Below are 23,106 nucleotides of genomic sequence, written 5' to 3'. Positions count from 1 at the left end.
ATTGAAGGTTTCGTGGCTTGGTCAGTGCGCGATCCAGCGCGCTGGCTCCGTGACGAGTTCCGGAAACAGAACCAGGAGGAAAAGCACCAGCAGCTGCGCCAGGAAGAACGGCAACGTACCCTTGAGCAACGACTCGTACTTCATACCGCCGATCGAGCAGACCACGTTCAGCACGGTTCCCACGGGCGGCGTAATGAGCCCGATTGCACCGTTGATCATGAACAGGACGCCGAAGTAGATCGGATCCACACCCGCTTGAGCGACAACCGGCACAAGGATCGGCCCGAGAAGTAGAATCGTCGGCGTAAGGTCCATCGCCGTGCCCACGACGATGATGACAAGCATGAGAACGAAGACGAGTAATCTGGGATAGTCCATGAATGGACCGATCATATCGACGATCTGGCCAGGAATGTCGGCGATGGTGATCATCCAGGCCGGTATGGCTGCGGCCCCTACCAGAAACATCACGCCCGCCGCTACTTTACCGGCGCGCAGCGCAAGGTCAGGAAGATCCGAGATCTTGAGTTCGCGGTAGACAAACAGCGCTACGAACAACGAATAGGCAGCCGCCAGGGCCGCGGCTTCGGTCGGTGTGACAATACCGAAACGGAGCCCCACGACGATGATGATCGGCAGCATAAGGGCCCACAGGCTGTCGACGAATGCCGAAAGACGCTCGGCTGCGGTCGCTTTCGGCGCTGCCTCCACATCCTCTCGTCTGGCCACGAAAAACCATGTCACGGCGAGCGCCGCGGCGATCATCAGGCCTGGGGCAATTCCGGCCAGGAACAATTTGCTGATGGACAGGTTCGTGGCAACACCAAATACAATGAACCCGATGCTTGGGGGGATGATCGGCCCGATTATGGAGGATGAGGCAATGAGACCACCGGCGCGCGCCTTGTCGTGCCCGGCCGCAACCATCATCGGCAGAAGGAGAGCTGAGAGAGACGCAGCATCGGCGAGCGCGCTGCCTGACAGACTCGAGAGCAACACGCCCGCGAAGATCGCCACATAGCCTAATCCGCCTCGCCTATGGCCGACGAGGGCTCGGGCCAGGGCGATGATGCGGCGAGAAAGGCCGCCGGTATTCATGACCTCTCCCGCGAATATGAATAGCGGGACGGCAATCATCGCGAAACTGTCGACGGAATTCAGGATGTTCTGCGCCAGGATCTGGCCGTCAAACAGCCCCTGCTGCCACATCAGTGCCGCGCCTGTGATGATAAGGGCGTACGCGATGGGCGCACCGACGGCGATTGCGAGGAGCAGCGTTCCGGTGAAGATCGCGATCGTCATTTGAACACACCCCTGGCATCGGCAAGGTCATCGCGCTGAAGTTCGGACGCCATTCGATCGGCTTCGGCTTCATCCTCTCCGACACTCACGACCAGATCTTCGTCGTTGAGCTTGCCCGTGAGCATCAGGAGAAGCTGGGATACCAGGAAAAGCCCGCTTGCGGCTGCGAAGACCACCCCGGCCAGATAGAGCAGGGCGATTGGAAGCCGTGTTGCAGTGGAGAGGACATGAAGATTGATAAGCGCTTGCGCCCAGCTGCCTTTTAGCAACAGCCACGTGGCATAGATCATGATCCCGTGGGTCAGCACGAAGCACACACGACGCAACCGCAACGGCAGCCTGCGAACTGCCATGTCGACGCCGATATGTCCCCGATCATAAAGAACGAGAAGCGCACCGATGAACGTCATCCATACGAATAGTAATCCAGCGATGCCCTCGGCCAGAAAGATGCCCGAGTTGAATACATAGCGCAGGAAAACATTCGCGAAGATAAGAAAAAGGATTGCGAGGATGCTGGTGATAACCACCCACTCAAGCAGTCGCAGATATAATTTCGCTAGATGTCCCATCGCTCCTCCCATTGGCAGTGAATGCCAAATTGCCAGCCAGGTTGGGCCTTCCCCTCAATCGGCGCCTCGGTCGGCGCCGTCGAAAAACATCGGCCTCCCTCCGGCTTTCGCCGAAGGCTCCCAAACCCTCGCTCCCAGTCGATGGCTGTTTTCCTATTTCAATTGTATGATGACTGTCAACAGACAATAGTGGGCCAGAGACTCACTTTTCGAGTTGGAGCTCTCGGTAGCGTTCCAGGCTCCCGGCGAGATGGAACCGCATTGCTTCGCGCGCACCGAGCACATCTTTCCGTTTGATTGCCACAGCGATGCGCCGGTGCTCCTCCGTCATCTTTGCAAGATACTCGCGAGTGATCTTAGGCACGGTTGAGTGGATCAGTTGGCTGCGTGGTATGATCACCGGCCCAACAAAATCCATGAAGCGGGGCATGTAGGCATTGCCCGAGGCGATGGCGATTGCCTTGTGAAAATTGAAATCAAGCTGACGCGGATTCTGATTGAAGGCGTCCGGGTCCGCCGTTTTCTCAAGGCACTCCAATATTTTGGCTAGCTCGGTTTCGTTCGCACGCTGCGCCGCAAGGCCCGCAGATTCGACTTCGACGCCAATTCGAAGCTCCAGAATGTCGATGATTTCGGACAGCTCCTCCGCCGCCTCAGGCGGTATCTTCAGGGTTACGTTCCCCCGGCCGGTAACAAAGGCGCCGATTCCTTGACGAGAGTCGACCAGTCCTTCGGAACGCAGATAGGCGATCGCTTCGCGAACGACCGTTCTACTGACATTGTAGATCTCACAGAGCTCAGTCTCGATGGGAATTCTGGCTCCCACCGCGTACTCACCCGTGTCGATGCGTTGGGCGATATCTTTCGCCACAACGCTGGCCAGACTGTCGCGTCTTCGTCTCATTTAGCTCCCTCACGTCGAAGTATTGGTACTATGTCGTACAATAGCGCAAGAGGCACTCGCTAGCCAGATTCAAGGCGCTGTGGGTGATGTTAATCACCGTAAAGTCACAGGATGGAGGTGTTCAAAAACCTGAGTAGGCAAAAATTATGCTGCTTTGGATAAAATGCAGGCGGTTTGCCTCGGATCAATACCTTATAGCGGCTTGTTCGTTGATCCTTGGCTAATGGGCGCAAACTTCCTCTAGAAGCTCTATTGTTCTCTGCTGCGCTTGGGACGGAATCTCTGAATAGTTCGGCCTATAGAGTAGCTTGGACATAACCGTTTCCGCGAGCCGAGGATTCATCTTACGTGCTGCGTTCAGGGCTTGTGAGCATGCATCTTTAAACGGGGTGAGCGCATCGATAAGGCGGGCATCACCCTCACTCTTGCGGACACACGCAATATCAAACATATCGCGCGGCTGCATCGAGGCTCCGCGGTAGAATATCTTCTTTGCAATAATTTCGGCAGGGGTTTCGAGGTTAACTATTTGTCCGCGTACCTCTTTTTCCCTATATGGCTCCGGTGTGAGAGCTGGCGCCACGATGAAGTCGATTTCGCCGATATCTTTAAACACAATCTTGAGCGCGTGCGTTCCGTCGGAACTATAGGCGTCGAAGCTCTCCCGATGATCGATCTGAAGCATTAGTGAGGTGCCTCCGCCGAAGCTCCACCTGTCGAGCAAGGTGAACTTTGAATTGGCGTGGCTGATTATCTTCTGGGCTTGATCAAAGATTGCCCCAGTGGCTAATTTGCGGCTGTGCCACTAGGATGCCCGGGCCAGCGGTAACTGGTATCCAGCCATGCCGGAAAACTTCTGCGCAACGATAGATGCATCCGCCAGGCTGATATGCATCTCGTCCAGGAACGAAAGCTGAAGGGCTTCTCCAACGTCCGAAAAAAACGCAAATGCAAATACATCACAATGGTCGGCGCTAGCCGGGTCGGCAAGCTTTGACGCCAGCTGCTCAGCCGAAAGCCTCGTCCCATAAGGGGCGTTTACAGTAGACAAGACTATTATAGCGACCGACGTCATTGATTTCATCGCAGTTAAGCTAGTCCCCATATGTAGTCTATTCAGATGATGGAGATAAGGAACAGCCAGCTGGCGATAGCAAGCATCGCCATCAGTCATGTCGTACCAGCTTACGATATCTATGTCTTGCCGCCCACATCAATGTCGGACGAAAGCGCATTTTCAGCGGAAGAGACGTAAGCGGTGTCCCGCTCGCATCTTGACCATGCCTCTTTTATCTAAAATTCGGAGACGGCCGTCACGCGATTTCAAGCATCAGTTCCGGTCCACCTGATGCGGATTGCCTCGAAATAGCCGATCGGCGGAAGTCTCACTTTCTGGCGGCCGTTGCCATCGTTTTCAACTGTGAGAGCCTTGCCTGCCACCAGCGCACGGCAGCTGACAACCGGCAGGTCAAGCAGGAGGTCCATGTCGTGAATGGCGATAGGCTCGTCGTAGCAATTGTCATTCTGGCCGGAGTAATTCACCAGATGCACAACGAGATCGCCGCTTTCGCGATGGCGCTGCACGGTCATTTCCAGCCGCCGCGGCGCGGAGAGGGATATTTTCGCCGGTGCGAACTTCAACGCCAATTGTGCGAGCAGCGCACGGTGCTCGAGCAGCCCGTGCTCGTGATAGAGCATGTCTACGTTCCACGGGATATAGATCACCTGTCCCTTCCCGTGATCTGCAAGCAACACACCTGGCAGATCGGAGTCGAGTTCCGGATCCGGATAGCAGAGTTCCGGCGGCCCGAAGCGCTGCGGCAGAAGGATCGAATAGAGTGTCCGGGCGTCGGGCTTGGGGGTGACACGCCAGTAGGAGCCGTCCAACAGAATGAGATCGGAATCGAGCCCACCGATCGTGCCGGCGTCCGTCCTGACATAGCCGCCGCGCATCTCCTCGAAAACCTCCTCAACCCTGGTGAACGGGCGGCAGTTCAATCGGTTCTGCGGCAGCGGATCGCCTGTTTCGTCATAGTTGCCCGCATCGCCGATCATCAGCAGCGTGCCGCCCGCCTCGACAAAGGCGTCCAGCGACGTCGCCTCGGCCTGGCTCATGCAGCCGGCACCGGCCAGGATGATCGTTTCGTAGCGGCGGTGCGCTTCGGCGAAATCCGCATCGTCAGCCCGCAGATCATGGATCGTGTCGAAGGCGATGCCGGCATCGACCAGCGCCCGATAGGCACCGCGAAAGGCGGCGACGGACGCGCCGCGGCGCGGGTGGTAGCGGCGCGACTTGTGGGACGTGTAGAGCGCAATGCGGGCGGCGGATTCGAGATCGCCGTAGAGCGTCTCATTGTGACGGTGGTAGTCGAAAATCGCCCGCACGGCGGCTAGCGGTTTGCGGTCGGCCTGATCGAGTGTACCCATGAAATAGTAATGCGGATCGGCTCCGTTGGCGAGCTGCTGGGCGAGACGTAATGCCTGCGCTGCGCCCGTCTCGGCGCTGTAACGCCAAGGAAAGTCGACAAAATGCGTCAACGCGCTGGAATAGCGGGTTTGGTCGCCGCCAAATGAACGGAAGTTGCGGGCCTCTTCTCCGGAGAGATGCGCCCATTCGGGATGCGGACGGTCCAGCCGGCGGTTTACCTCGCCGCGGAAGAAGTCGCTTCTGCGGCCCATGTTCGAGACGGCAACGCCCGGCCGGACGGATTTGACGACGTCATAGATCTCTTCGGAAAGGGCCCGGCTGGTGACCTCCTGGAAACGCAGATAGGTGCGGTAGAGCCTGTCGGAGACATTGGCGCGATGAGGCAGGTCCTCGCCCGAGAAGGTGCGAAATTCGCGCCGGCAGTTGTTGCAGTGGCAAAGTCCGTACTGGCGGTAGCTGTAATCGGTGCTGAGATAGCCGAACATGTTGAAGAACAGCCCGTCGATATCGTAGCGCCCGAGGGATTCCTTGAGCACCTGGACGCCCTGATGGTGATACCAGCCGCCGTTGACGCAGGCCTGATAGGTGCCGTTATATTCGAAGGGGCGGCCGTCGCGGTCGCGGCAGAACCATTCCGGGCGTGCCTCGTAGGCGATCCGTGTTGCCTTCGACAGGTCGTACCGGCCTATGAAGCGGATGTCGTGGCGATGCGCGGCATCGACCATGCGGCCGAGCAGGTCACCCTCAAGCATCGGATTCTTCGCCTGCAGACCAAGTTCGGTTGGATACCAGGCGAAGATGCCGCCGACATTGAACAGCATAGCCGTCGCGCCGAAGGCTGCGACATCGGCCGCCAGCCGTTCGGGATCTAGGGTGCCATCGATCAGCCGTAGATTGGTCTGGACAATGCGCTGCGTGCGGCGCCACCACTCCGTCATGATTTCCTCCCGATTTGCGGATTTTTGCAGGCGCAGTCACGGCACCGGCCCTTTTCCAGCATGCGGCATCAACAAATAACACATAAAACGTCCACGATAGTGTGTGATATGTCAATATCCAGCCAGACGAGTGCCGGATTTTAGGGGAAACGTGTAAAATTCTTGATCTGTATCCTAAGATTGATGCTAGGCTTGGAGAACAGTTGCCCTACCACCAAGGGAGAGATCATGGAGCAGCGCGCCGTCAGGCAACGACAGTCATCCGCAGCACGCGGCAAGGCCACCGAGGTCCGGGAGGTGCGCGAGCCGGGTTACGGGCGTCTGCAGCAGCTGCTTCGCGACGATATTCTCGAGGGCCGCATCCCGGCCGGCGCGCGGCTGAAAGTATCGGAAATCGTCGAGCGCTACCAAACGAGTACCAACCCGGCCCGTGAGGCATTGCAGGCCCTGGAAGGCGAGGGGCTCGTCGTCATCATGCATAACCGCGGCGCCCGCGTACGGCTGATCAACGAGGACCTCGTCCAGAACATCTTCGATATCCGCGGCCTCCTGGAACCTTACTTCGTCAGGGCTTTCGTTGAATACGCGACACCTGAGGATGTCGCGGTTTTGAGGCGTTACCAGGAGGGCTGCCAGGCGGCGGCTGATGCGGCCGACTATCCGAGTTTCCATCAGAACAATCTCGCCTTCCATGATTTCATTATCGAGCGGCATTTCAATGTCGAGGCAGTACGGATCATGAAGCAGCACAATGGCTGGCTGCGGGCCTTGTCGCGCAAGAATCCGCTCACACTCGCTCACATGCGGCGCTCGAGTAGCGAGCACTGGGAGTTGATTGAAGCGGTGGAAAAGGGCGACCCCGACAAGGCCGTCGAGGTCATAGAGCGGCATATGCGCAACTCGCGCGCAGTGTTCCTTGCCAACATGCGGCGCGATCGCCTGCGGGATGCGGGCGAAGAGGCGATGTAAACTGCAAGGGGCAGTGGTGCGCCCCCTATTTGGCTGAAATAACACATTAAATTACCTAACTTTCGCAACATTGTGGATTTTTGTACAAAAATCGCACACTATCCGATATCATCCCCATGAAGCGAACATCTGCGTGGCTCCGGTGATCCTCTGAATAGACGGAGGACTGTCGGGTCGTAACGCGGTCGCTTCCTGTACGCAGACTTTGGGAGGGGTCGGATGAACATGCTTGCGAAAATGTTTGTGGCTGCGGCGGCACGGCGGATGTCGCTCGCCTGCGGCCTTGCCTTTGCCTTGGGCGCCGCGCTTCCCGCGGCAGCCGGCGAATCGCCGATGTTGGCCAAGCTGGTCGAAGCCAAGAGCCTGCCGCCGCTTGAAGAGCGCCTGCCGAAGAACCCGCTGGTGGTCAGGCCGGTCGAACGCGTCGGCGAATATGGCGGGACGTGGCGCTCGGCCCTGGTCGGCGGCTCCGACGACGGCTGGATCCTGAGGACAGTCTCCTACGAAAATCTGATGCGCTGGTCTCCCGACTGGAAGGAAGTCGTGCCGAACATCGCCGAATCGATCGATGTCAGCGACGACGCCAAGAGTTTCACCGTCCATCTTCGCGACGGCATGAAATGGTCGGACGGTGCGCCCTTCACTGCTGACGATGTGCGCTTCTGGTACGAGGATCTTTTCACCAACAAGCAGTTCACGCCGACGCCTTCGGAACCCTTCATCAATACCGATGGATCGCCGGTCGACTTCAAGATGGTGGACAAGACCACCTTCCAGTTCAACTTCAAGAACCCGAAGGGCATCTTCCTGCAGTATCTCGCCACGGCGCGGCCGCTCGACAATGCAACGGTCCGTTATCCCCGGCATTATCTGGAAAAATTCCATCCGAAGTACAATCCAGACATTCAGAAGGAGATCTCCGCCTCCGGGCAGTCCGACTGGGTGGGCCTGATGGTCAACCGGTCGAACTTCTGGTCCAATGTTGACGTGCCGACGATCAATCCATGGATCTTCAAGACCGGCTACGGCAGCGGTTCGGCAACACAGGCGATCGCCGAGCGCAATCCCTATTACTGGAAGGTCGATACGGAGGGTAACCAGCTGCCCTACATCGACATTCGCCATTTCGACGTGCTCTCCGACCCCCAGGTCCTGGTGGCGAAGACGCTGGCTGGCGATATCGACTTCCAGGATCGCAATCTGGCCGTCGCCGCCAACAAGCCTGTGCTCTTCGAGGGCCGCGAAAAGGGCGGCTTCGAATTCTTCGAGGAAAAGCCGGCGAGCCCGAACCTGATGGTCATGATGTTCAATCTCAACCACAAGGATCCCGACACGAGGGCGATCTTCCAGAGCAAGGATTTCCGTGTCGGCCTGTCCTACGGCATGGACCGCCAGGAAGTGCTCGACGTGGTGTGGCTGGGGCAGGGCGAAATCGCCCAGAGCTCGGTGACGCCGGGCTCGGTTTACTACAATGAGCGCCTTGCCAAGCAGTACACCGAGTATGACGTCGAAAAGGCCAACAGCTTCCTTGACAAGGTGCTGCCGAACAAGGGATCGGACGGCATGCGCCTGCGCCCCGACGGCAGGCCCTTCGCCTTCACCTTCGCCTACAGCGCCGCCAATCCCGTCTTCGGCGACGCGTTGGAACTGGTGGCCGCGCAATGGGCAAAGGTCGGCATCGCGATGACACCGACGCCGCTCGACCGTACGCTGATCCAGACACGTCAGGATGCCGGTGAACTCGAAGGCGTTGCCTGGGAGCGCGGCGGCGGTTCCGGCCAGGAGGTCGTGCTCGATCCGCGCTGGTGGTTCCCGTCCAACACCGACAGCTATTATTGGGCGCCGGCCTGGGCTGCCTACTTCCTGGGCGTTAATCCGGATTCCGCACAGGTCAAGCCCGAAAAGCCCGTGCCGGCCGCCCTCAAGCAGATGGAACTCTATGGCCAGCTGCAGGCCTCCGCGAGCGCCGACGAACAAATCAAGCTGATGAACCAGATTCTCGACATCGCTGCCGAAGAGTTCTGGACCATGGGCATTGCCTGGGAGGCGAGCGGCTACGGCGTCAAGAAGACGAACTTCCACAACGTGCCGGCTTCCATGCCTGCTTCCTGGATCTATCCGACGCCAGGTCCGACCAATCCCGAGCAATACTTCATGACCAGGCCGTAAGGCCCGTTGGTCCGCCCCGTGGTCTCCTCCGCCCGGGGCGGGCCTTCCAGACGCCTTGCCCTTCGGGCAGGCGCAGTTGCCCGCAACCCCGTCAAACAGTACTCCAGGACCAATGATCGATGTCGCAACCTATTGTCTTCGTCGCACGTGACCTCCCTTTCGACGCCGGGCACTGGCAGCGGTTGGAGGAAGCGATCGGCTCCGGCCGTATGCTACTCGTGGATACTAGGGATCCGGCTGCGGTTTCGGCTGCGCTTGAACAAGCGGAAATCGCCATCCTTTCCGGCGACCTCGACGATCGCCACGTCGCCGCTCCGAATCTGAAATGGGTCCATTGTGACCATGCCGGACTGACGAAATCCGCAAGGCCCGAAGTCTTCGAGCGCGGCCTTGTAGTCACCGGCTCTGCGGGCCGATCGGGTCCAGCGCTTGCCGAACATGTGTTGATGTTCTCGTTGATGCTCTGCTCGCGCTACCCGGATTTCTATGATGCGCAGAAGCGCCATGAATGGCGCCGCACGCCCGAGATGATGGATATCCGCGCGCTCTACGGCCGCACGATCGGCATTCTCGGCATGGGGCATACCGGCATTGCACTGGCGAGCCGGGCGAAGGCCTTCAACATGCGCGTTCTCGGCTATCGTCGCCGCGATCTCCCGCCGCCTCCAGGTGTCGACCGCATGTACAGCGCCGACAGGAAAGAAACCATCGACGAGATCCTCGAACAGGCTGACATTCTGGCGCTGGTGCTCAACCTTTCGGATGCGACCTACCGAATGATTGGACGCGAGCAGATCGCCCGCATGAAGCGGTCGGCGATCATCGTCAACCTGTCCCGCGGCGGTGTCATCGACCAGGACGCTCTGATCGAGGCGCTGAAGGACGGGCGGCTCGCAGGCGCCGGTCTCGACGTCACGAGCCCGGAACCGCTGCCGGCCGATCATCCGCTGTGGGATACGCCGAACGTGCTGATTACCCCTCATTTCACTGCGGCCCTGCCCGACAAGGTCGACCGGTCAGTCGACGTGATCACCGAGAATTTCCGTCGCTATCGGGCAGGGGAACCGATGCTCAACCGGATGACGAAGGAAGATCTTTGGACCAGGGATGCTTGAGCAGGATTGAGGGGAGGACTGCCATGCCACGCTACGTCTTGAAACGCCTGCTCTACATGATCCCGACACTGGTCGCGATCTCCATCGTCGCCTTCGCGCTGATCCAGTTGCCACCCGGCGACTTCGTCACCACACTGGCGGCGCAGATGTCGCAGGCCGGCGATACGGTCGATCCGAACACGCTGGCCATGCTGCGGCGCCAGTATGGGCTCGACCAGCCGATCTGGGTGCAGTACTGGATCTGGATCTCCAACATCGTGCTCTACGGCGACTTCGGCCGGTCCTTCGACTGGGACGCGCCCGTTTCCGATCTCCTGTGGAATCGCCTCGGCCTGACCGTGGTCCTGTCATTGACGGCGCTGGTCTTCACTTGGGTGATCTCGCTGCCGATCGGCATTTACTCGGCGGTTCGCAAATATTCGATCGGCGACTATGCCGCTACCTTCTTTGCCTTTGTCGGCCTGGCGGTCCCAAACTTCCTGCTCGCCCTGATCCTCATGTATGCGGCGCTCCGTTTCCTCGGCATCAGTATCGACGGGCTCTTCTCCCGCGAATATGTCGATGCGCCCTGGAGCTGGGGCAAATTTGTCGATCTCGCACAGCACCTGATCGTGCCGGTCATCGTGCTTGGTTGCTCCGGCACGGCAGCGCTGGTGCGCATCATGCGCGCCAACCTGCTCGATGAGCTCTACAAGCCCTATGTGACGACCGCCCGGGCCAAGGGCCTTTCGGAATGGCGCCTGATCCTGAAATACCCGGTGCGCGCCGCCCTCAACCCCTTTGTTTCGACACTCGGTTGGACGCTGCCGGAACTGGTATCGGGTGCAACGGTGACCGCGATCGTCCTCAACCTGCCCACGACTGGCCCGCTCTTACTGCGGGCGCTGATCGCGCAGGATGTCTATCTCGCCGGCGCGATGATCCTGATGCTCTCGGTGCTGACCGTCATCGGCACACTGATCTCGGATTTATTGCTTGCGTGGCTCGATCCCCGCATTCGCTACAAGTGAGGCACGGGCGATGGCACGAACTGACGGAGTAAGACCTTTGTTCACCTGGACCCGGAACAAGACCGCCAAGTCGACGGCTGCCACTGGTGCGGGCGTAGCCGAGGAGGTCACGCATATCAAGGACGCCGAACATGCCGGCGCCTGGCAACTGGCCTGGTGGAAATTCAGGAAGCACCGGCTCGCCGTGGCGAGCGGCATCGTGGTGATCTGCATCTATCTCGTGGCCGCCTTCGCCGAATTCCTGGCGCCGCAGGGAGCCGGGGACTATTCGGCACGCTATACCTATGCGCCGCCACAGCAGCTGCATATATGGGACAATGGCGAATTCGGCCTCTACGTCCACGGCTACAAGGTGCGCGTCAATCCCGAGAGCTTCGCCCGCGAATTCGTCATCGACCCGGAGACAAAAATTCCCGTCGGCCTGTTCGTGCGTGGCGCGCCTTACAAGCTCTGGAACTTCATTCCTTCCAACATCCATCTGATCGGTCCGGTGAAGGCCGGCCAGCCCATGTATCTGTGGGGCGCGGATCGGCTGGGTCGCGACATGCTGAGCCGCGTCATCCATGGCACGCGGGTTTCGATGACGGTCGGTCTGGTCGGCGTGTCGCTCAGCCTCGTCTTCGGCATCATTCTCGGCGGTCTCTCCGGCTATTATGGCGGCGGCATCGATACGGCGATCCAGCGCGTCATCGAATTTCTGCTCGCCATCCCGACCATCCCGCTGTGGATGGGACTTGCCGCGGCGATCCCGCCGACCCTGCCGCCGCTGCAGGTCTATTTCATGATCACCATCATCCTTTCGCTCGTTGGCTGGACGGGCCTGGCGCGGGTGGTGCGGGGGCGATTCTTGGCGATGAAGAACGAGGACTTCGTCACGGCAGCACGTCTCGACGGCGCCCGCGAGATGAGCGTCATCTTCCGCCACATGCTGCCTTCCTTTGCCAGCCACATCATTGCTGCGGTGACGCTTGCGATCCCGGTGATGATCCTCAGCGAAACGGCGCTTTCCTTCCTGGGTGTCGGTCTGCGCCCGCCTGTCGTCAGCTGGGGCGTGCTCCTGCAGGAGGCACAGAACATCCGCACCGTCGCCACTGCGCCTTGGCTGCTTCTGCCCGGCGTCGCCGTGATCACGACAGTTCTGGCCCTCAACTTCCTCGGCGATGGTCTTCGCGACGCTGCCGATCCCTATTCCGATTAGGAGACTGTCGATGAGCGAACCCATGACGGCAGACGTTCTCAAGGTGGAAAAGCTCTCCATCGAATTCCAACTGCGGACCTCGGTGTTCAAGGCGGTCAAGGATGTCAGCTTCTCGATCAAGCGGGGCGGCACGCTCTGCCTCGTGGGCGAAAGCGGCTCGGGCAAGTCGGTGACGGCACGCTCGCTGCTACAGATCGTCGACAAGCCTGGCCGCATCACCTCCGGCAGGATCGTGTTGACGCGCGAGGCCGAGGTGATCGACATCACCACCTTGAAGGCCAATGGGCCGCAGATCCGTGCCGTGCGCGGCGGCAAGGTCGGGCTGATCTTCCAGGAGCCGATGTCGGCGCTGTCGCCCTTCCACACGATCGGCGACCAGATAGACGAGGTTCTACAGATCCATCTGCATCTTGAGAAGGCCGAGGCGCGCAGGCGCACCATCGAACTGCTGCGCCAGGTCGAGATCAAGAATCCGGCGGAAATGGCCAACCGCTATTCCTTTGAGTATTCCGGGGGCATGCGCCAGCGTGTCTGCATCGCCATGGCGCTTGCGTGCGATCCCGATGTGCTGATCGCCGACGAACCGACAACGGCACTGGACGTCACAACGCAAGCCGAGATTCTCGACCTGATCAAGCGGCTGCAGCAGCGCCGCGGCATGGCGGTTCTGCTGATAACCCACGACATGGGCGTGGTGGCCGAGGTGGCAGACGAGGTCGCGGTGATGCGCAACGGCGAGATCGTCGAGAAAGGGCCTGTAGAAGCGATCTTCCACGACCCTCAGCACTCCTATACCCGTCACCTGCTGGAGGCCACGCGCAAGCTCGAGCACAATTCTCGGGAGCGCGACGATCGCACCGCAAGCAGGATCGAACCGGTGCTGTCTGTCCGCAACCTCAGCAAATATTACGGATCGAAGCAGGCTGCGGACGGCAGCTGGAGCGGCGGCCTGCGTGCCGTCGACGATGTCAGCCTCGATCTCTATCCCGGCGAGAACCTCGGTATCGTCGGCGAAAGCGGTTCCGGCAAGACGACGCTCGGCCGGCTGATCATGCGGATCACCGAGCCGACGATGGGATCGATTAGCTACCGCCAGGCCGATGGCGTCACTAGCGACGTCCTGGATATGCGCGGCGCCGCCTTGCGCGCCTATCACGCGCAGGTGCGATTGATCTTTCAGGATCCCTTCGCCTCGCTCAACCCGCGCATGACCGTGAAACAGATCGTTGGTGACCCGCTTCGGATCGCCGGCATGGCGCGCGGCAGAGCGCGCGACGGCCGGGTCGCGGAACTGCTGCGTATGGTCGGCCTGTCGCCGGACACGATGGACCGCTATCCGCACGCCTTTTCGGGTGGCCAGCGGCAGCGCATCGGCATCGCGCGGGCGCTGGCGCTCGATCCGCGGGTCATCGTCGCCGACGAGGCGACGTCGGCTCTCGACGTCTCGATCCGCTCCCAGATCCTTGATCTGCTGCTCGACATCCAGACGCGTCTCGACTTGAGCTTCATCTTCATTTCGCACGACATATCGGTCATCCGCTATTTCTGCGACCGCGTCGCGGTGATGTACAAGGGCAGGATCGTGGAGGTCGGATCCTCGCAAAAGATCTGCACCAGCCCCGACGAGCCCTATACCAGGGCCCTGATCTCGGCCGTGCCCAGTCCCGATCCGCGTCAAAAGCGCATGATGCATCGCGTCCGTTTCGCGCCCGAGATCGCCGACGCGTGACCGGACGACGGGTTTAGCGACGGAGCCGTGAATGCCACGATCCCGGGCCTGGCGGCCCTGACGTCTGGCGGGCCACCAGATGCGGGACAAGACTGACGCGCACCGGCGTCGGGTCGGCGACAGGCAAAATGAGGCCTGCCCTTGAGAGCAGCAGCCGCACTGCGGTCAGCCCCATCTGCCTGTACGGCGTGTGAAGTGTGGTGAGTTTCGGCGATATCTGCGATGCGATCGGATCGTCGGCATGGCCGACGACGCTGACATCATCGGGAACCCTCAGCCCCATTCGGACAAGCTCCGAGACGACGGTGACGGCCACGCCGTCGCTGCCGCAGAAGAAGGCCGTCGGCACGAAACCGTCATCGACCATGGTGATCAGCGACGAGCGGAAGGCCGAGGTCTCCTCGTCATATTCGAAGATCATCTCGCGAGCGCTTGCATCATCACGACCGGCGACCGTACGGGCAAAACCGTACAAGCGCGCCTCGCGATCGGGATAGTCGGCCTGTCCGTGCACATAGACCATACGGCGATGGCCGAGGCCGAGGAGGAAATCGGCGACGAACTCACCAGCCTCGACATCGGTCGCCGTGACCTGGTCCATGCCGTCGAGCGGCGGAACGCGGTGGTTGACTGTGACGGCTGGCCGGCGGCTGCAGCGAACCGCCTTGTGCATCTCGGCGTCGTGAGGACCGACGAGAACAAAGCCGATCGTCGATCTTTCGACCCGGGAAACGATCCTGTGATCCCCGGTCCAGCGCACCGCCATCGCAAGGCCCCATCGGCTCGCTTCGGCCTCGATGCCGTGCTGCACGTCACCCCAAAGTTCACGATTTGCGACGTTGCGATCGTGAAGGATCACGTCGATCGACCGGCCATCGCCGCTCTTCAGGCGCGGTATGCGGTAGCCAAGCTGCTCGGCGACCGCGATGATGCTGCGTCGCGTCTTTTCGCTGACGCCCGGCTTGCCGGAGAGGGCGCGCGAGACAGCAAATTTCGAGACGCCGAGCTGCGTGGCGATCATGTCGAGAGTGACGTTGCTCATCGTGGTCCGATTTCTCGTCCTCCGGTGGCGGCGCTAGGCGTCGGGGAGGCCTGCGAGCGTCTCCAGCGTGCGGATCAGCGCCGAATGGTCCTTGTCGCCGTCGCCGAGCGCAATTGCGGCATTCATCATCTGCTGCACCATGGCGACATTCGGTAGGGCCAGATCCAGCGCTCGGGCGCTGTCGACCGCCAGCGTCATATCCTTGCGGTGCAGAGCGATGCGGAAGCCCGGATTGAAAGTGCGGTTGATCATGCGTTCGCCATGCAGCTCCAGAATGCGCGAGGCGGCAAACCCGCCCATCAGGGCCTGCCTGACCTTCGCAGGATCGGCACCGGCTTTCCTGGCAAAGAGCAATGCTTCCGCTACTGCTTCTATCGTCAGCCCGACGATGATCTGGTTGGCGACCTTCGCGGTCTGGCCGTCGCCGACGCCGCCAACCAGCGTGATGTTCTTGCCCATCTTCTCGAAGAGCGGCAGCGCGCGCCGGAACGCCTCCTCCTCGCCGCCGACCATGATCGTCAGCGCGGCGTTGCGGGCGCCAACCTCACCGCCGGAAACAGGCGCGTCCAGATAGGCGCAGCCGAGCTTGCCGATCCTGGCGGCAAAATCCTTGGTGGCGATCGGCGAGATCGAGCTCATGTCGATCACCAGCTTGCCTGGCGACAGGGCCCCGGCGAGGCCCTCTGCACCGAAAAGAACAGCCTCGACATCGAGCGTGTCGGGCAGCATGAGGATCACCACATCGGACTGCGCGGCAACCTGCGCTGCGCTTTCTGCCGCGCAGGCGCCTTTCTCGACGAGATCGCGTGAAGCTTCCTTGACCCGGTGGAGCGACAGCGCATGGCCTGCGTCGATCAGGTGCCCGGCCATTGGCCTCCCCATGACGCCAAGCCCGACAAATCCGATGTTCATGAATGTCTCCTCACATGTTCTCTCGTCGTCAAAGCTTGGATTTCCAGGATTTCGTCGTTGCCGGCGCCGTCGACTGCCGCTCGACCAGGTGCGGAACGAGGCTCAAGCGCTGGGGCGGCAGGTCGTTCAACTGTCCGTTGAGGCCGATGCGCGACAGAAGCTGGCGCACGGCGGCGATCCCCATCTGCTTGTGGGGCATGTGGATCGTCGTCAGGTTGGGTGAGACCTGGGTGGCGATCGGATAATCCGCATGGCCGACCACCGAAATATCCTCAGGCACGGAAATGCCCATGCGCATCAACTCGGAAACGACCGTGACGGCAACGCCGTCGCTGCCGCAGAAGACCGCTGTGGGCTCGAAGCCCTCATTGGCCATCTTCACCACCGCCTCGCGAAGGTCGGCTGCCATGTAGTCCTCCTTGAACGCGATCTCCCGCAGCTCGGCGCCTTCAAGTTCGGCGATCGCCTCGGAGAAGCCTCGAAGACGCGCATAGCGTCCGGGATAGCCGAGCTGTCCGTGTGCATAGACCATGCGTCGATGCCCCAGGTCGTAGAGGAATTTCGCCACGAAGACGCCGGCCTCGACGTCTGTCGCGGTAATCTGGTCCATCGTATAGAGTTCGGGGACGATATGGGCGACGACGACGGCCGGAACTGAACTGTCGCGGGCGGCGTTGAACATCTTCTGTTCCTGCGGGCCGACCATGATGAAGCCGACCGAAGCATCCTCCAGCCGCTCTATGATGCGGTGATCGTTCGTCCAGCGCACCGCCATCGAACAGCCGAAACGCGTCGCCTCCATCTCGATGCCGTGCTGGACGTCGATCCAGAGCTCCCGATTGGCGACGGTCCGGTCATGAAAGATCACCTCGATCGATTGCGAAGTCACTTTCGTGCGCCTTGCGATGTACCCAAACTGTTCGGCGATGGAAAGTACGCTGCGCCGCGTATCCTCGCTGACGCCCGGTTTGCCGGTCAGCGCTCTGGAGACGGCGAATTTCGAAATTCCGAGATGATCGGCGATTTCCTGCAAAGTGACGCGGCTCATGGTGTTCTTTTCCAATGGGGCAAATTGCGGCAAGGCAAGAAGCGCAATTTTTGTATTTGTTATGTTAGTGTTGCGGCGCCTGTCAACCAAAACACGTAGTGCGATGCACCACGCCATGCGAGGTTTCCTGCAGAAATCATCATTTTCCGGAAGATATGTCTATGGATTTCCTGCAATACTGACGTTCTTGCAGACGCAGCAAGGCTCTTTCTATCTGCTGTTTTGATCGCGGCGCGCAAACAATCCGCTTGACGCATGGGTTTTTTGTCATCAATTTAGGCTAACAACAAGCAAACAATGCTCCAGTTTGAGTGGGGAGTTGCGGCTAAGGGAGGAGCCTATGGCCATGTCTGCGTTGCCTTACGATAGGATCAACAGCCCGGCCGGAGGTGCCAGCCGGAGTGCACCGAAATGGCGGTGATCGCGGATGCTCCTGCGCCGCCGCAGACTGTAGCCGCTGCCGCGGCCATCGGTCTTGCCAGCCAGCGCCAGCTGATATGGCTCAAGTTCAAGGAGCACAAGCTCGCCTATTGGAGCGGGATCGTTATCCTTCTGATCTATCTCGTTGCCGTCTTCGCAGAGTTCCTGGCGCCGCGCACTCCTGACTATTATGATTCCGCCTATACGATGCTGGCGCCGCAGGGGATCAAGCTGTTCTTCGTGGACGAGGCCGGCTCCTATCACTTCGAGCCGCATGTGACCGGGTTCAGCTCCAAGCGTGATCCGAAGACACTGCGCAAGGTCTTTGCGGCCGATCCCAATGTGCGGATACCTGTCGGCCTGTTCGTGCGCGGGGAGCCCTATAAGCTCTGGGGCCTGTTTCCCTCCAACATCCACCTGATCGGGCCGAAGGATCCCACACAGCCCTTCTACCTCCTGGGTTCGGACAGGCTCGGGCGCGATGTGCTCAGTCGTCTGATCTACGGCACGCGCGTCTCGACCTCGGTCGGCCTGATCGGCGTGGCGATCAGCCTCATACTGGGCGTCCTTCTCGGCGGTATCTCCGGCTATGTCGGCGGCGTGGTGGACAATGCCATTCAGCGGGTCATCGAATTCATCATGTCGGTGCCGACGATCCCGTTGTGGATGGGTCTCGCCGCGGCAATCCCGGTGACCTGGTCGCCGATCCTCGTCTATTTCATCATCACCATGATCATCTCACTGATCGGCTGGACTTCGCTTGCCCGCGAGGTGAGGGGGCGTTTCATGTCGTGGCGCAACGAGGTCTTCGTCGTCGCCGCCCGCCTGGACGGCACGTCGGAGATGAAGATCATCACCCGCCATCTCGTACCGGGCTTTGTCAGCCACATCATCGCGGCGACGACGCTTGCAATCCCGGCGATGATCATCGCCGAGACTTCGCTCTCCTTCCTCGGCATCGGCCTTCGCCCTCCCGTCGTCAGCTGGGGCGTGCTGCTGCAGGAAGCCCAGAACATCCGCTCGCTGGCAGAGGCGCCCTGGCTTCTGGCGCCGGGCGTCCTTGTCATCGTGACGGTGCTGTCCCTGAATTTCCTCGGCGACGGCCTCCGTGATGCTGCGGATCCATACTCATGAGCACGACATCCGAGACACCCGTCCTTTCGGTTCGCGGACTGAAGACCCACTTCCATCTTCGCGAGGGCCTGATCAAGGCGGTCGATGGCGTTGATCTTGACGTCCGCCGCGGCAAGACCCTTTGCGTCGTCGGCGAATCCGGTTCCGGTAAGTCGATGATGGCGCGTTCTGTGCTGCAGATCGTCACGCCGCCCGGCCGCGTCGTCGACGGCAGCATGATGTTCAGCCGTGACGGCGGCGGCAGTGTCGACATCGCGGCGCTCGACCCGACGGGCAAGGAGATCCGCGCGATCCGCGGGCGCGACATCGCGATGATCTTCCAGGAGCCGATGAATTCGCTCAGTCCCGTGCACACGGTTGGCGACCAGCTGGTGGAAAAGATCCTGCTGCACCACAAGATCGGCACCAAAGCGGCGATCGAGCGAACGGTCGAGGCGCTCGATCGCGTCGGCATACCCGATCCGCGCCGGCGGCTCGCCGCCTATCCCTTCGAGTTGTCTGGCGGCATGCGGCAGCGCGTGATGATCGCGATGGCGCTTGCCTGCCGGCCGGCCATGCTGATCGCCGATGAGCCGACAACGGCGCTCGACGTCACCACACAGGCAAACATCCTCGAGCTCATGCGCACGCTTCAGGACGAAACCGGCATGGCGGTCATGTTCATCACCCATGATCTCGGCGTGGTCGCGGAGATCGCCGACGAGGTGGCGGTGATGTATCTCGGCCAAGTCGTCGAGCGTGGCAGCGTCGAAGACATCTTCTACGAGCCGCAGCACCCTTACACGCTGGCGCTGCTCGCCTCCATCCCCAAGCTTGGCGCGCGGCATTCGACCGGCAAGCGCCTCACGGCGATCGAGGGCATGGTGCCGCATCCGCTGAACCGGCCGACCGGCTGTCCGTTCAACACGCGCTGTCCGGAGGCCGTGGCCGGCCTTTGCGACCGGGCGGATCCCGCGCTGAAGGAACTGCGGCCCAACCATTTCGGCGCCTGCCACCTTCGCGACCCGCAGCATATCAAGAGCAGAAATCCGGTGGAAGCGGGAGTATGAACATGATCCATACCGGCCATACCAGAAACGAGCTTTCTGCCGGGGAACCGCTGATCCGGGCCGAGAATGTCAAGGTGCACTTCCCGGTGACGTCGGGCTTCCTCAGGCGCACGGTGCGCCATATCAAGGCGGTGGATGGCGTTACGCTTGCCATCCGGGCCGGCGAGACGCTGAGCCTGGTCGGGGAATCCGGTTGCGGCAAGACCACCTTCGGACAGGCGCTGGTGCGAGTACTGGAACCGACCGACGGCCGTATCCTCTACCGGAAGGATGGTGAGACGGTCGACCTTTCGCATCTGACGCCTATCGAGATGCGGCCCTACCGTGCCGACATCAGGATGATCTTTCAGGATCCCTTCGCCTCACTCAACCCGCGCCGGAGGGTCATCGACATCATCGCCGAGCCTCTGCGCAATTTTGGGGTGACCGACCAGGCGGAAGTCGAGAGCCGGGTCGCCGACCTGATGCGTCGCGTCGGACTTCGCCCGGAATATATGGCACGCTATCCCTATGCCTTTTCAGGCGGCGAACGGCAGCGCATCGGCATTGCCCGCGCCCTGTCGGTGCGTCCGAAGATCGTCGTCGCCGACGAATGCGTCTCGGCGCTCGACGTCTCCATCCAGGCGCAGACGCTCAACCTGTTGCAGGACCTGCAGGAAGAGTTCGACCTGACCTACCTCTTCATCTCGCATGATCTGGGCGTCGTCGAATACATTTCCGACCGCGTCGCCGTTATGTATGCGGGCAGGGTGGTGGAGTTGGCGACGACTGACCAGCTCTTCTCGCGCCCCCGCCATCCCTATACGGCCGCACTTCTTGCTTCGGTGCCGCGTCCCGATCCGCGCCTTGCACGCAGCCAAAAGCGCATGCGGCTGAAGGGCGAGGTTGCCGATCCGGCCAACCGCCCGGTCGGCTGCGCCTTCCATCCGCGGTGTCCGTTCGCGACCGACCTCTGCCGGACGGAGGATCCGGCGGCCAAGGACGTTAACGGAACGCAGGTCGCCTGCCACCACGCCGAAAATCTCGATTTGAAGGGAGTAACCGAGAATGCTGCTTGATGCTGTTGAGAACAAGGCCGCGGCCGCGGCGCAGCCGGTCTGGTGGAGGCGGCCCTACCGCATGGTGCAGACCAATCTGCGCCAGCCCGACGCGCTCTACGATCAAAAGAAGCTCGCGAAGGAGGTCCGTGAATTCGGCGCCGACGTGTTGCTTTACAATATCGGCGGCATTTTCGCCTTCTATCCAACCAAGCTGCCGCTTCATGCCATCAACCCTTTCATGAAGGGTGACGCTCTGGGCGATGCCATCGAGGCGGCACATGCGGAAGGCCTCTCCCTGGTCGGCCGGTTCGACATGTCGAAGGCTACCCGGATCGCCTACGAGGCCCATCCCGACTGGTTTGTGCACAACATCAAGGGCGATGCGCTCGAATACAACGGCACCTACCAAGCTTGCGTCAACGGCGGCTGGTATCAGGACTACGCGCTGGAAATCATTTCGGAATCGCTCGGCAAGTACGATGTCGACGGCGTGTTCTTCAACATGTTCGGCTATACCAACTTCACCTATTCCGGCGACTATTTCGGCATCTGCGTCTGCGATAATTGCCGCAGACGCTTCCGCGCCATGTACAAGAAGGAATTGCCGCTCAAGGAGGATTTTTCCGATCCGTCCTATGCCGACTATCTGAGCTTTAAGGAGCGCACCTCGCTTGAGCTGCGCAGCAAGGTCTACAAACATATCAAGCAGGTCAATCCTAAGGTGGCGATGACAGGCCATCGCGGCGATTCCGACTTGATCCGCATGGAGGTACAGCGCGCTGTGGACCGGCCGCAGCCGGAATGGCCCTACCAGGCCGGCGAGCAGGCCCGGTGGGCGGCTGCCTATGGACAGGGCAAAACCTTCTCCTCGACCTCGACCAATTTTGTTGATTTCGCCTGGCGCTTCCACTCCGAAACCAGCGGCTATCACATGCTGCGCTTCGCCCAGCAACTCGCCAGCGGCGCCACGCTCGACTATTACCTGCTCGGTGTCATGGATCAGGACGACAAGACGCCCTTTTCCGACATTTCGAAACTCTTTCGCTGGCACCGGGACAACGAGGCGCACTACACCGGCTTGCGCTCCGGCGCCCGCATTGGTCTCTATCACTCCCACAGCAATGGCGTTTTCCGCAAGCGAACAGGCAGTGCAGCCCTGGGCGACACGGCCTTTCGCGGGGCCTACCGCGCCCTTGTCGAGGCGCGGCTGCCCTTCGATTTCGTCAGCGACGATCTGGTCAAGGCGGAGAACGGCAAGGATATACTCGCGGGCTACGATGCCATCGTGCTTGCCAACGTTTCCTGCCTCGGCGATGAGGAGGCAAGGCGCCTCGATGACTATGTCAAGGGGGGCGGCGTTCTGCTTGTCACCGGCGATACCGGCTTTTACGACGAGCGCGGCATCGTACGCGACATGCCGGCGCTCGACAGTTTGCCCGTCAAGGACAGACCCTCCGTCCGCATGCATATGCGCGGATCTTACTTCCGGATTGCGGAAGGCGAGCTGCCGACGCCGCTCAGCACGTTGCTGATGCTCGATGGCCGCTATTTCGTCGCCCATCCGAAGGACGGCGCCGAGACGCTGTTGACGCTTCTGCCTCCCCAGCGCTTCGGCCCGCCTGAACTGTGCTTTCCCGATATCGAGAGCGACTTGCCCGGCGTCATCACCGGCGGTTACGGGAAGGGCAAGGTGGTCTACATCCCGTGGAATCCGGAATGGCAGTACTTCCGCGACAGCCTGCCCAACCACCGCCTGCTGGTGTCAGACCTGCTCAACCGCAATATTGCGCCAGCGCCGGTGAAGCTTGATGGCCGCGGTTCGCTGGAGGTGACGATCCAACACCAGTCGTCGACCGGACGCATGCTCGTGCACGTCGTCAATTTCGGCGGCCAGCGCAACAATCTCTACGAAGATGCGCCTGCCGTGCACGGGCTGCGGCTCGGGATCCGCAACGCAGGGGACAACGCACAGGCGCTCGTCTCCGGTCGGTCGCTGGTTGCGGCGTCCGGGCCTGACGGCGACGGCTACACCTGGTTCGACCTGCCACCGGTTGATGCATTCGAGGCGCTTTCCGTGGAGGGGAAGCGCTGACGCGCAAGGAATGGAGGAGCAGGCAGCTCGGCAAT

At 60.8% G+C, this 23,106-nt stretch carries 19 protein-coding genes; 10 read left to right on the top strand and 9 right to left on the bottom strand.

Annotated elements, in window-relative coordinates; translation table 11 throughout:
- Positions 1–21: 21 nt before the first annotated feature.
- From YH62_RS08100 to YH62_RS08075, 6 genes are all read right to left on the bottom strand, one after another.
- On the bottom strand, positions 22–1,302 hold the full coding sequence (locus YH62_RS08100; protein WP_046793628.1) for a TRAP transporter large permease subunit: 1,281 nt from the start codon (positions 1,300–1,302) through the stop codon (positions 22–24).
- The gene (locus YH62_RS08095) at positions 1,299–1,874 is read right to left on the bottom strand and encodes a TRAP transporter small permease (RefSeq protein ID WP_046793627.1); all 576 of its coding nucleotides are present in this window, start codon (positions 1,872–1,874) and stop codon (positions 1,299–1,301) included. Before YH62_RS08095 ends, YH62_RS08100 begins: the two co-directional genes overlap by 4 nt.
- A 202-nt stretch (positions 1,875–2,076) precedes the next feature.
- The gene (locus tag YH62_RS08090) at positions 2,077–2,778 is read right to left on the bottom strand and encodes a FadR/GntR family transcriptional regulator (RefSeq protein ID WP_046793626.1); all 702 of its coding nucleotides are present in this window, start codon (positions 2,776–2,778) and stop codon (positions 2,077–2,079) included.
- Between the two features lie 220 nt (positions 2,779–2,998).
- Positions 2,999–3,463 (bottom strand): hypothetical protein, encoded by a 465-nt coding sequence (locus YH62_RS08085; protein ID WP_348625750.1) that lies wholly within the window; start codon positions 3,461–3,463, stop codon positions 2,999–3,001.
- 120 nt (positions 3,464–3,583) lie between these two features.
- Positions 3,584–3,853: a hypothetical protein gene (locus YH62_RS08080; protein WP_046793752.1), complete on the bottom strand. Its 270-nt coding sequence runs from the start codon at positions 3,851–3,853 to the stop codon at positions 3,584–3,586.
- Between the two features lie 248 nt (positions 3,854–4,101).
- Complete coding sequence (locus YH62_RS08075; RefSeq protein ID WP_046793624.1) at positions 4,102–6,144, bottom strand: alpha-amylase family protein; 2,043 nt, start codon at positions 6,142–6,144, stop codon at positions 4,102–4,104.
- 228 nt (positions 6,145–6,372) lie between these two features.
- Here YH62_RS08075 and YH62_RS08070 point away from each other — a divergent pair, with 228 nt between their 5' ends.
- The 6 genes from YH62_RS08070 to YH62_RS08045 all read left to right on the top strand — a co-directional run bounded on the left by YH62_RS08070 (position 6,373) and on the right by YH62_RS08045 (position 14,334).
- Entirely contained in the window at positions 6,373–7,113 is a 741-nt protein-coding gene (locus YH62_RS08070; protein WP_052760366.1) for a GntR family transcriptional regulator, read from the top strand.
- A 219-nt stretch (positions 7,114–7,332) separates the two neighbouring features.
- Positions 7,333–9,282, top strand: coding sequence for an ABC transporter substrate-binding protein (locus YH62_RS08065; RefSeq protein WP_052760365.1), 1,950 nt, complete (start codon positions 7,333–7,335; stop codon positions 9,280–9,282).
- A gap of 119 nt (positions 9,283–9,401) precedes the next feature.
- Positions 9,402–10,397, top strand: coding sequence for a D-2-hydroxyacid dehydrogenase (locus tag YH62_RS08060; protein WP_046793623.1), 996 nt, complete (start codon positions 9,402–9,404; stop codon positions 10,395–10,397).
- A gap of 23 nt (positions 10,398–10,420) precedes the next feature.
- Positions 10,421–11,407, top strand: coding sequence for an ABC transporter permease (locus YH62_RS08055; RefSeq protein ID WP_046793622.1), 987 nt, complete (start codon positions 10,421–10,423; stop codon positions 11,405–11,407).
- A gap of 115 nt (positions 11,408–11,522) precedes the next feature.
- Positions 11,523–12,605, top strand: coding sequence for an ABC transporter permease (locus YH62_RS08050; protein WP_046793749.1), 1,083 nt, complete (start codon positions 11,523–11,525; stop codon positions 12,603–12,605).
- A 10-nt stretch (positions 12,606–12,615) separates the two neighbouring features.
- Positions 12,616–14,334 carry an ABC transporter ATP-binding protein gene (locus YH62_RS08045; protein ID WP_046793621.1) on the top strand — a complete coding sequence of 573 codons (1,719 nt, stop codon included), beginning with the start codon at positions 12,616–12,618 and terminating at the stop codon, positions 14,332–14,334.
- Positions 14,335–14,347: 13 nt separating this feature from the next.
- On the opposite strand, the gene YH62_RS08040 is transcribed toward YH62_RS08045, so the two are convergent.
- Genes YH62_RS08040 through YH62_RS08030 form a run of 3 tightly spaced genes read right to left on the bottom strand, consistent with a single transcriptional unit; the run spans position 14,348 to position 17,336 of the window.
- Positions 14,348–15,376 (bottom strand): LacI family DNA-binding transcriptional regulator, encoded by a 1,029-nt coding sequence (locus tag YH62_RS08040; protein WP_046793620.1) that lies wholly within the window; start codon positions 15,374–15,376, stop codon positions 14,348–14,350.
- A gap of 33 nt (positions 15,377–15,409) precedes the next feature.
- Positions 15,410–16,288, bottom strand: coding sequence for a 2-hydroxy-3-oxopropionate reductase (locus YH62_RS08035; RefSeq protein WP_046793619.1), 879 nt, complete (start codon positions 16,286–16,288; stop codon positions 15,410–15,412).
- A 28-nt stretch (positions 16,289–16,316) separates the two neighbouring features.
- Positions 16,317–17,336, bottom strand: a complete 1,020-nt coding sequence (locus tag YH62_RS08030; RefSeq protein ID WP_046793618.1) for a LacI family DNA-binding transcriptional regulator — start codon at positions 17,334–17,336, stop codon at positions 16,317–16,319.
- A gap of 411 nt (positions 17,337–17,747) precedes the next feature.
- On the opposite strand from YH62_RS08030, the gene YH62_RS08025 reads away from it, so the two are divergent.
- From YH62_RS08025 to YH62_RS08010, 4 genes are read left to right on the top strand one after another with little or no spacing between them, the layout of a single operon-like run.
- Entirely contained in the window at positions 17,748–18,890 is a 1,143-nt protein-coding gene (locus YH62_RS08025; RefSeq protein ID WP_046793617.1) for an ABC transporter permease, read from the top strand.
- Entirely contained in the window at positions 18,887–19,939 is a 1,053-nt protein-coding gene (locus YH62_RS08020; RefSeq protein WP_046793616.1) for an ABC transporter ATP-binding protein, read from the top strand. The genes YH62_RS08025 and YH62_RS08020 overlap by 4 nt, the downstream gene beginning before the upstream one ends.
- Complete coding sequence (locus tag YH62_RS08015) at positions 19,936–20,997, top strand: oligopeptide/dipeptide ABC transporter ATP-binding protein (RefSeq protein WP_082118290.1); 1,062 nt, start codon at positions 19,936–19,938, stop codon at positions 20,995–20,997. Before YH62_RS08020 ends, YH62_RS08015 begins: the two co-directional genes overlap by 4 nt.
- Positions 20,987–23,071 (top strand): beta-galactosidase trimerization domain-containing protein, encoded by a 2,085-nt coding sequence (locus YH62_RS08010; RefSeq protein WP_046793615.1) that lies wholly within the window; start codon positions 20,987–20,989, stop codon positions 23,069–23,071. Before YH62_RS08015 ends, YH62_RS08010 begins: the two co-directional genes overlap by 11 nt.
- Positions 23,072–23,106: the final 35 nt, after the last annotated feature.

The sequence above is a fragment of the Rhizobium sp. LC145 genome (assembly GCF_001005825.1).
Lineage (GTDB): Bacteria > Pseudomonadota > Alphaproteobacteria > Rhizobiales > Rhizobiaceae > Neorhizobium.
This window is presented reverse-complemented; position numbering and strand designations above follow the sequence as displayed.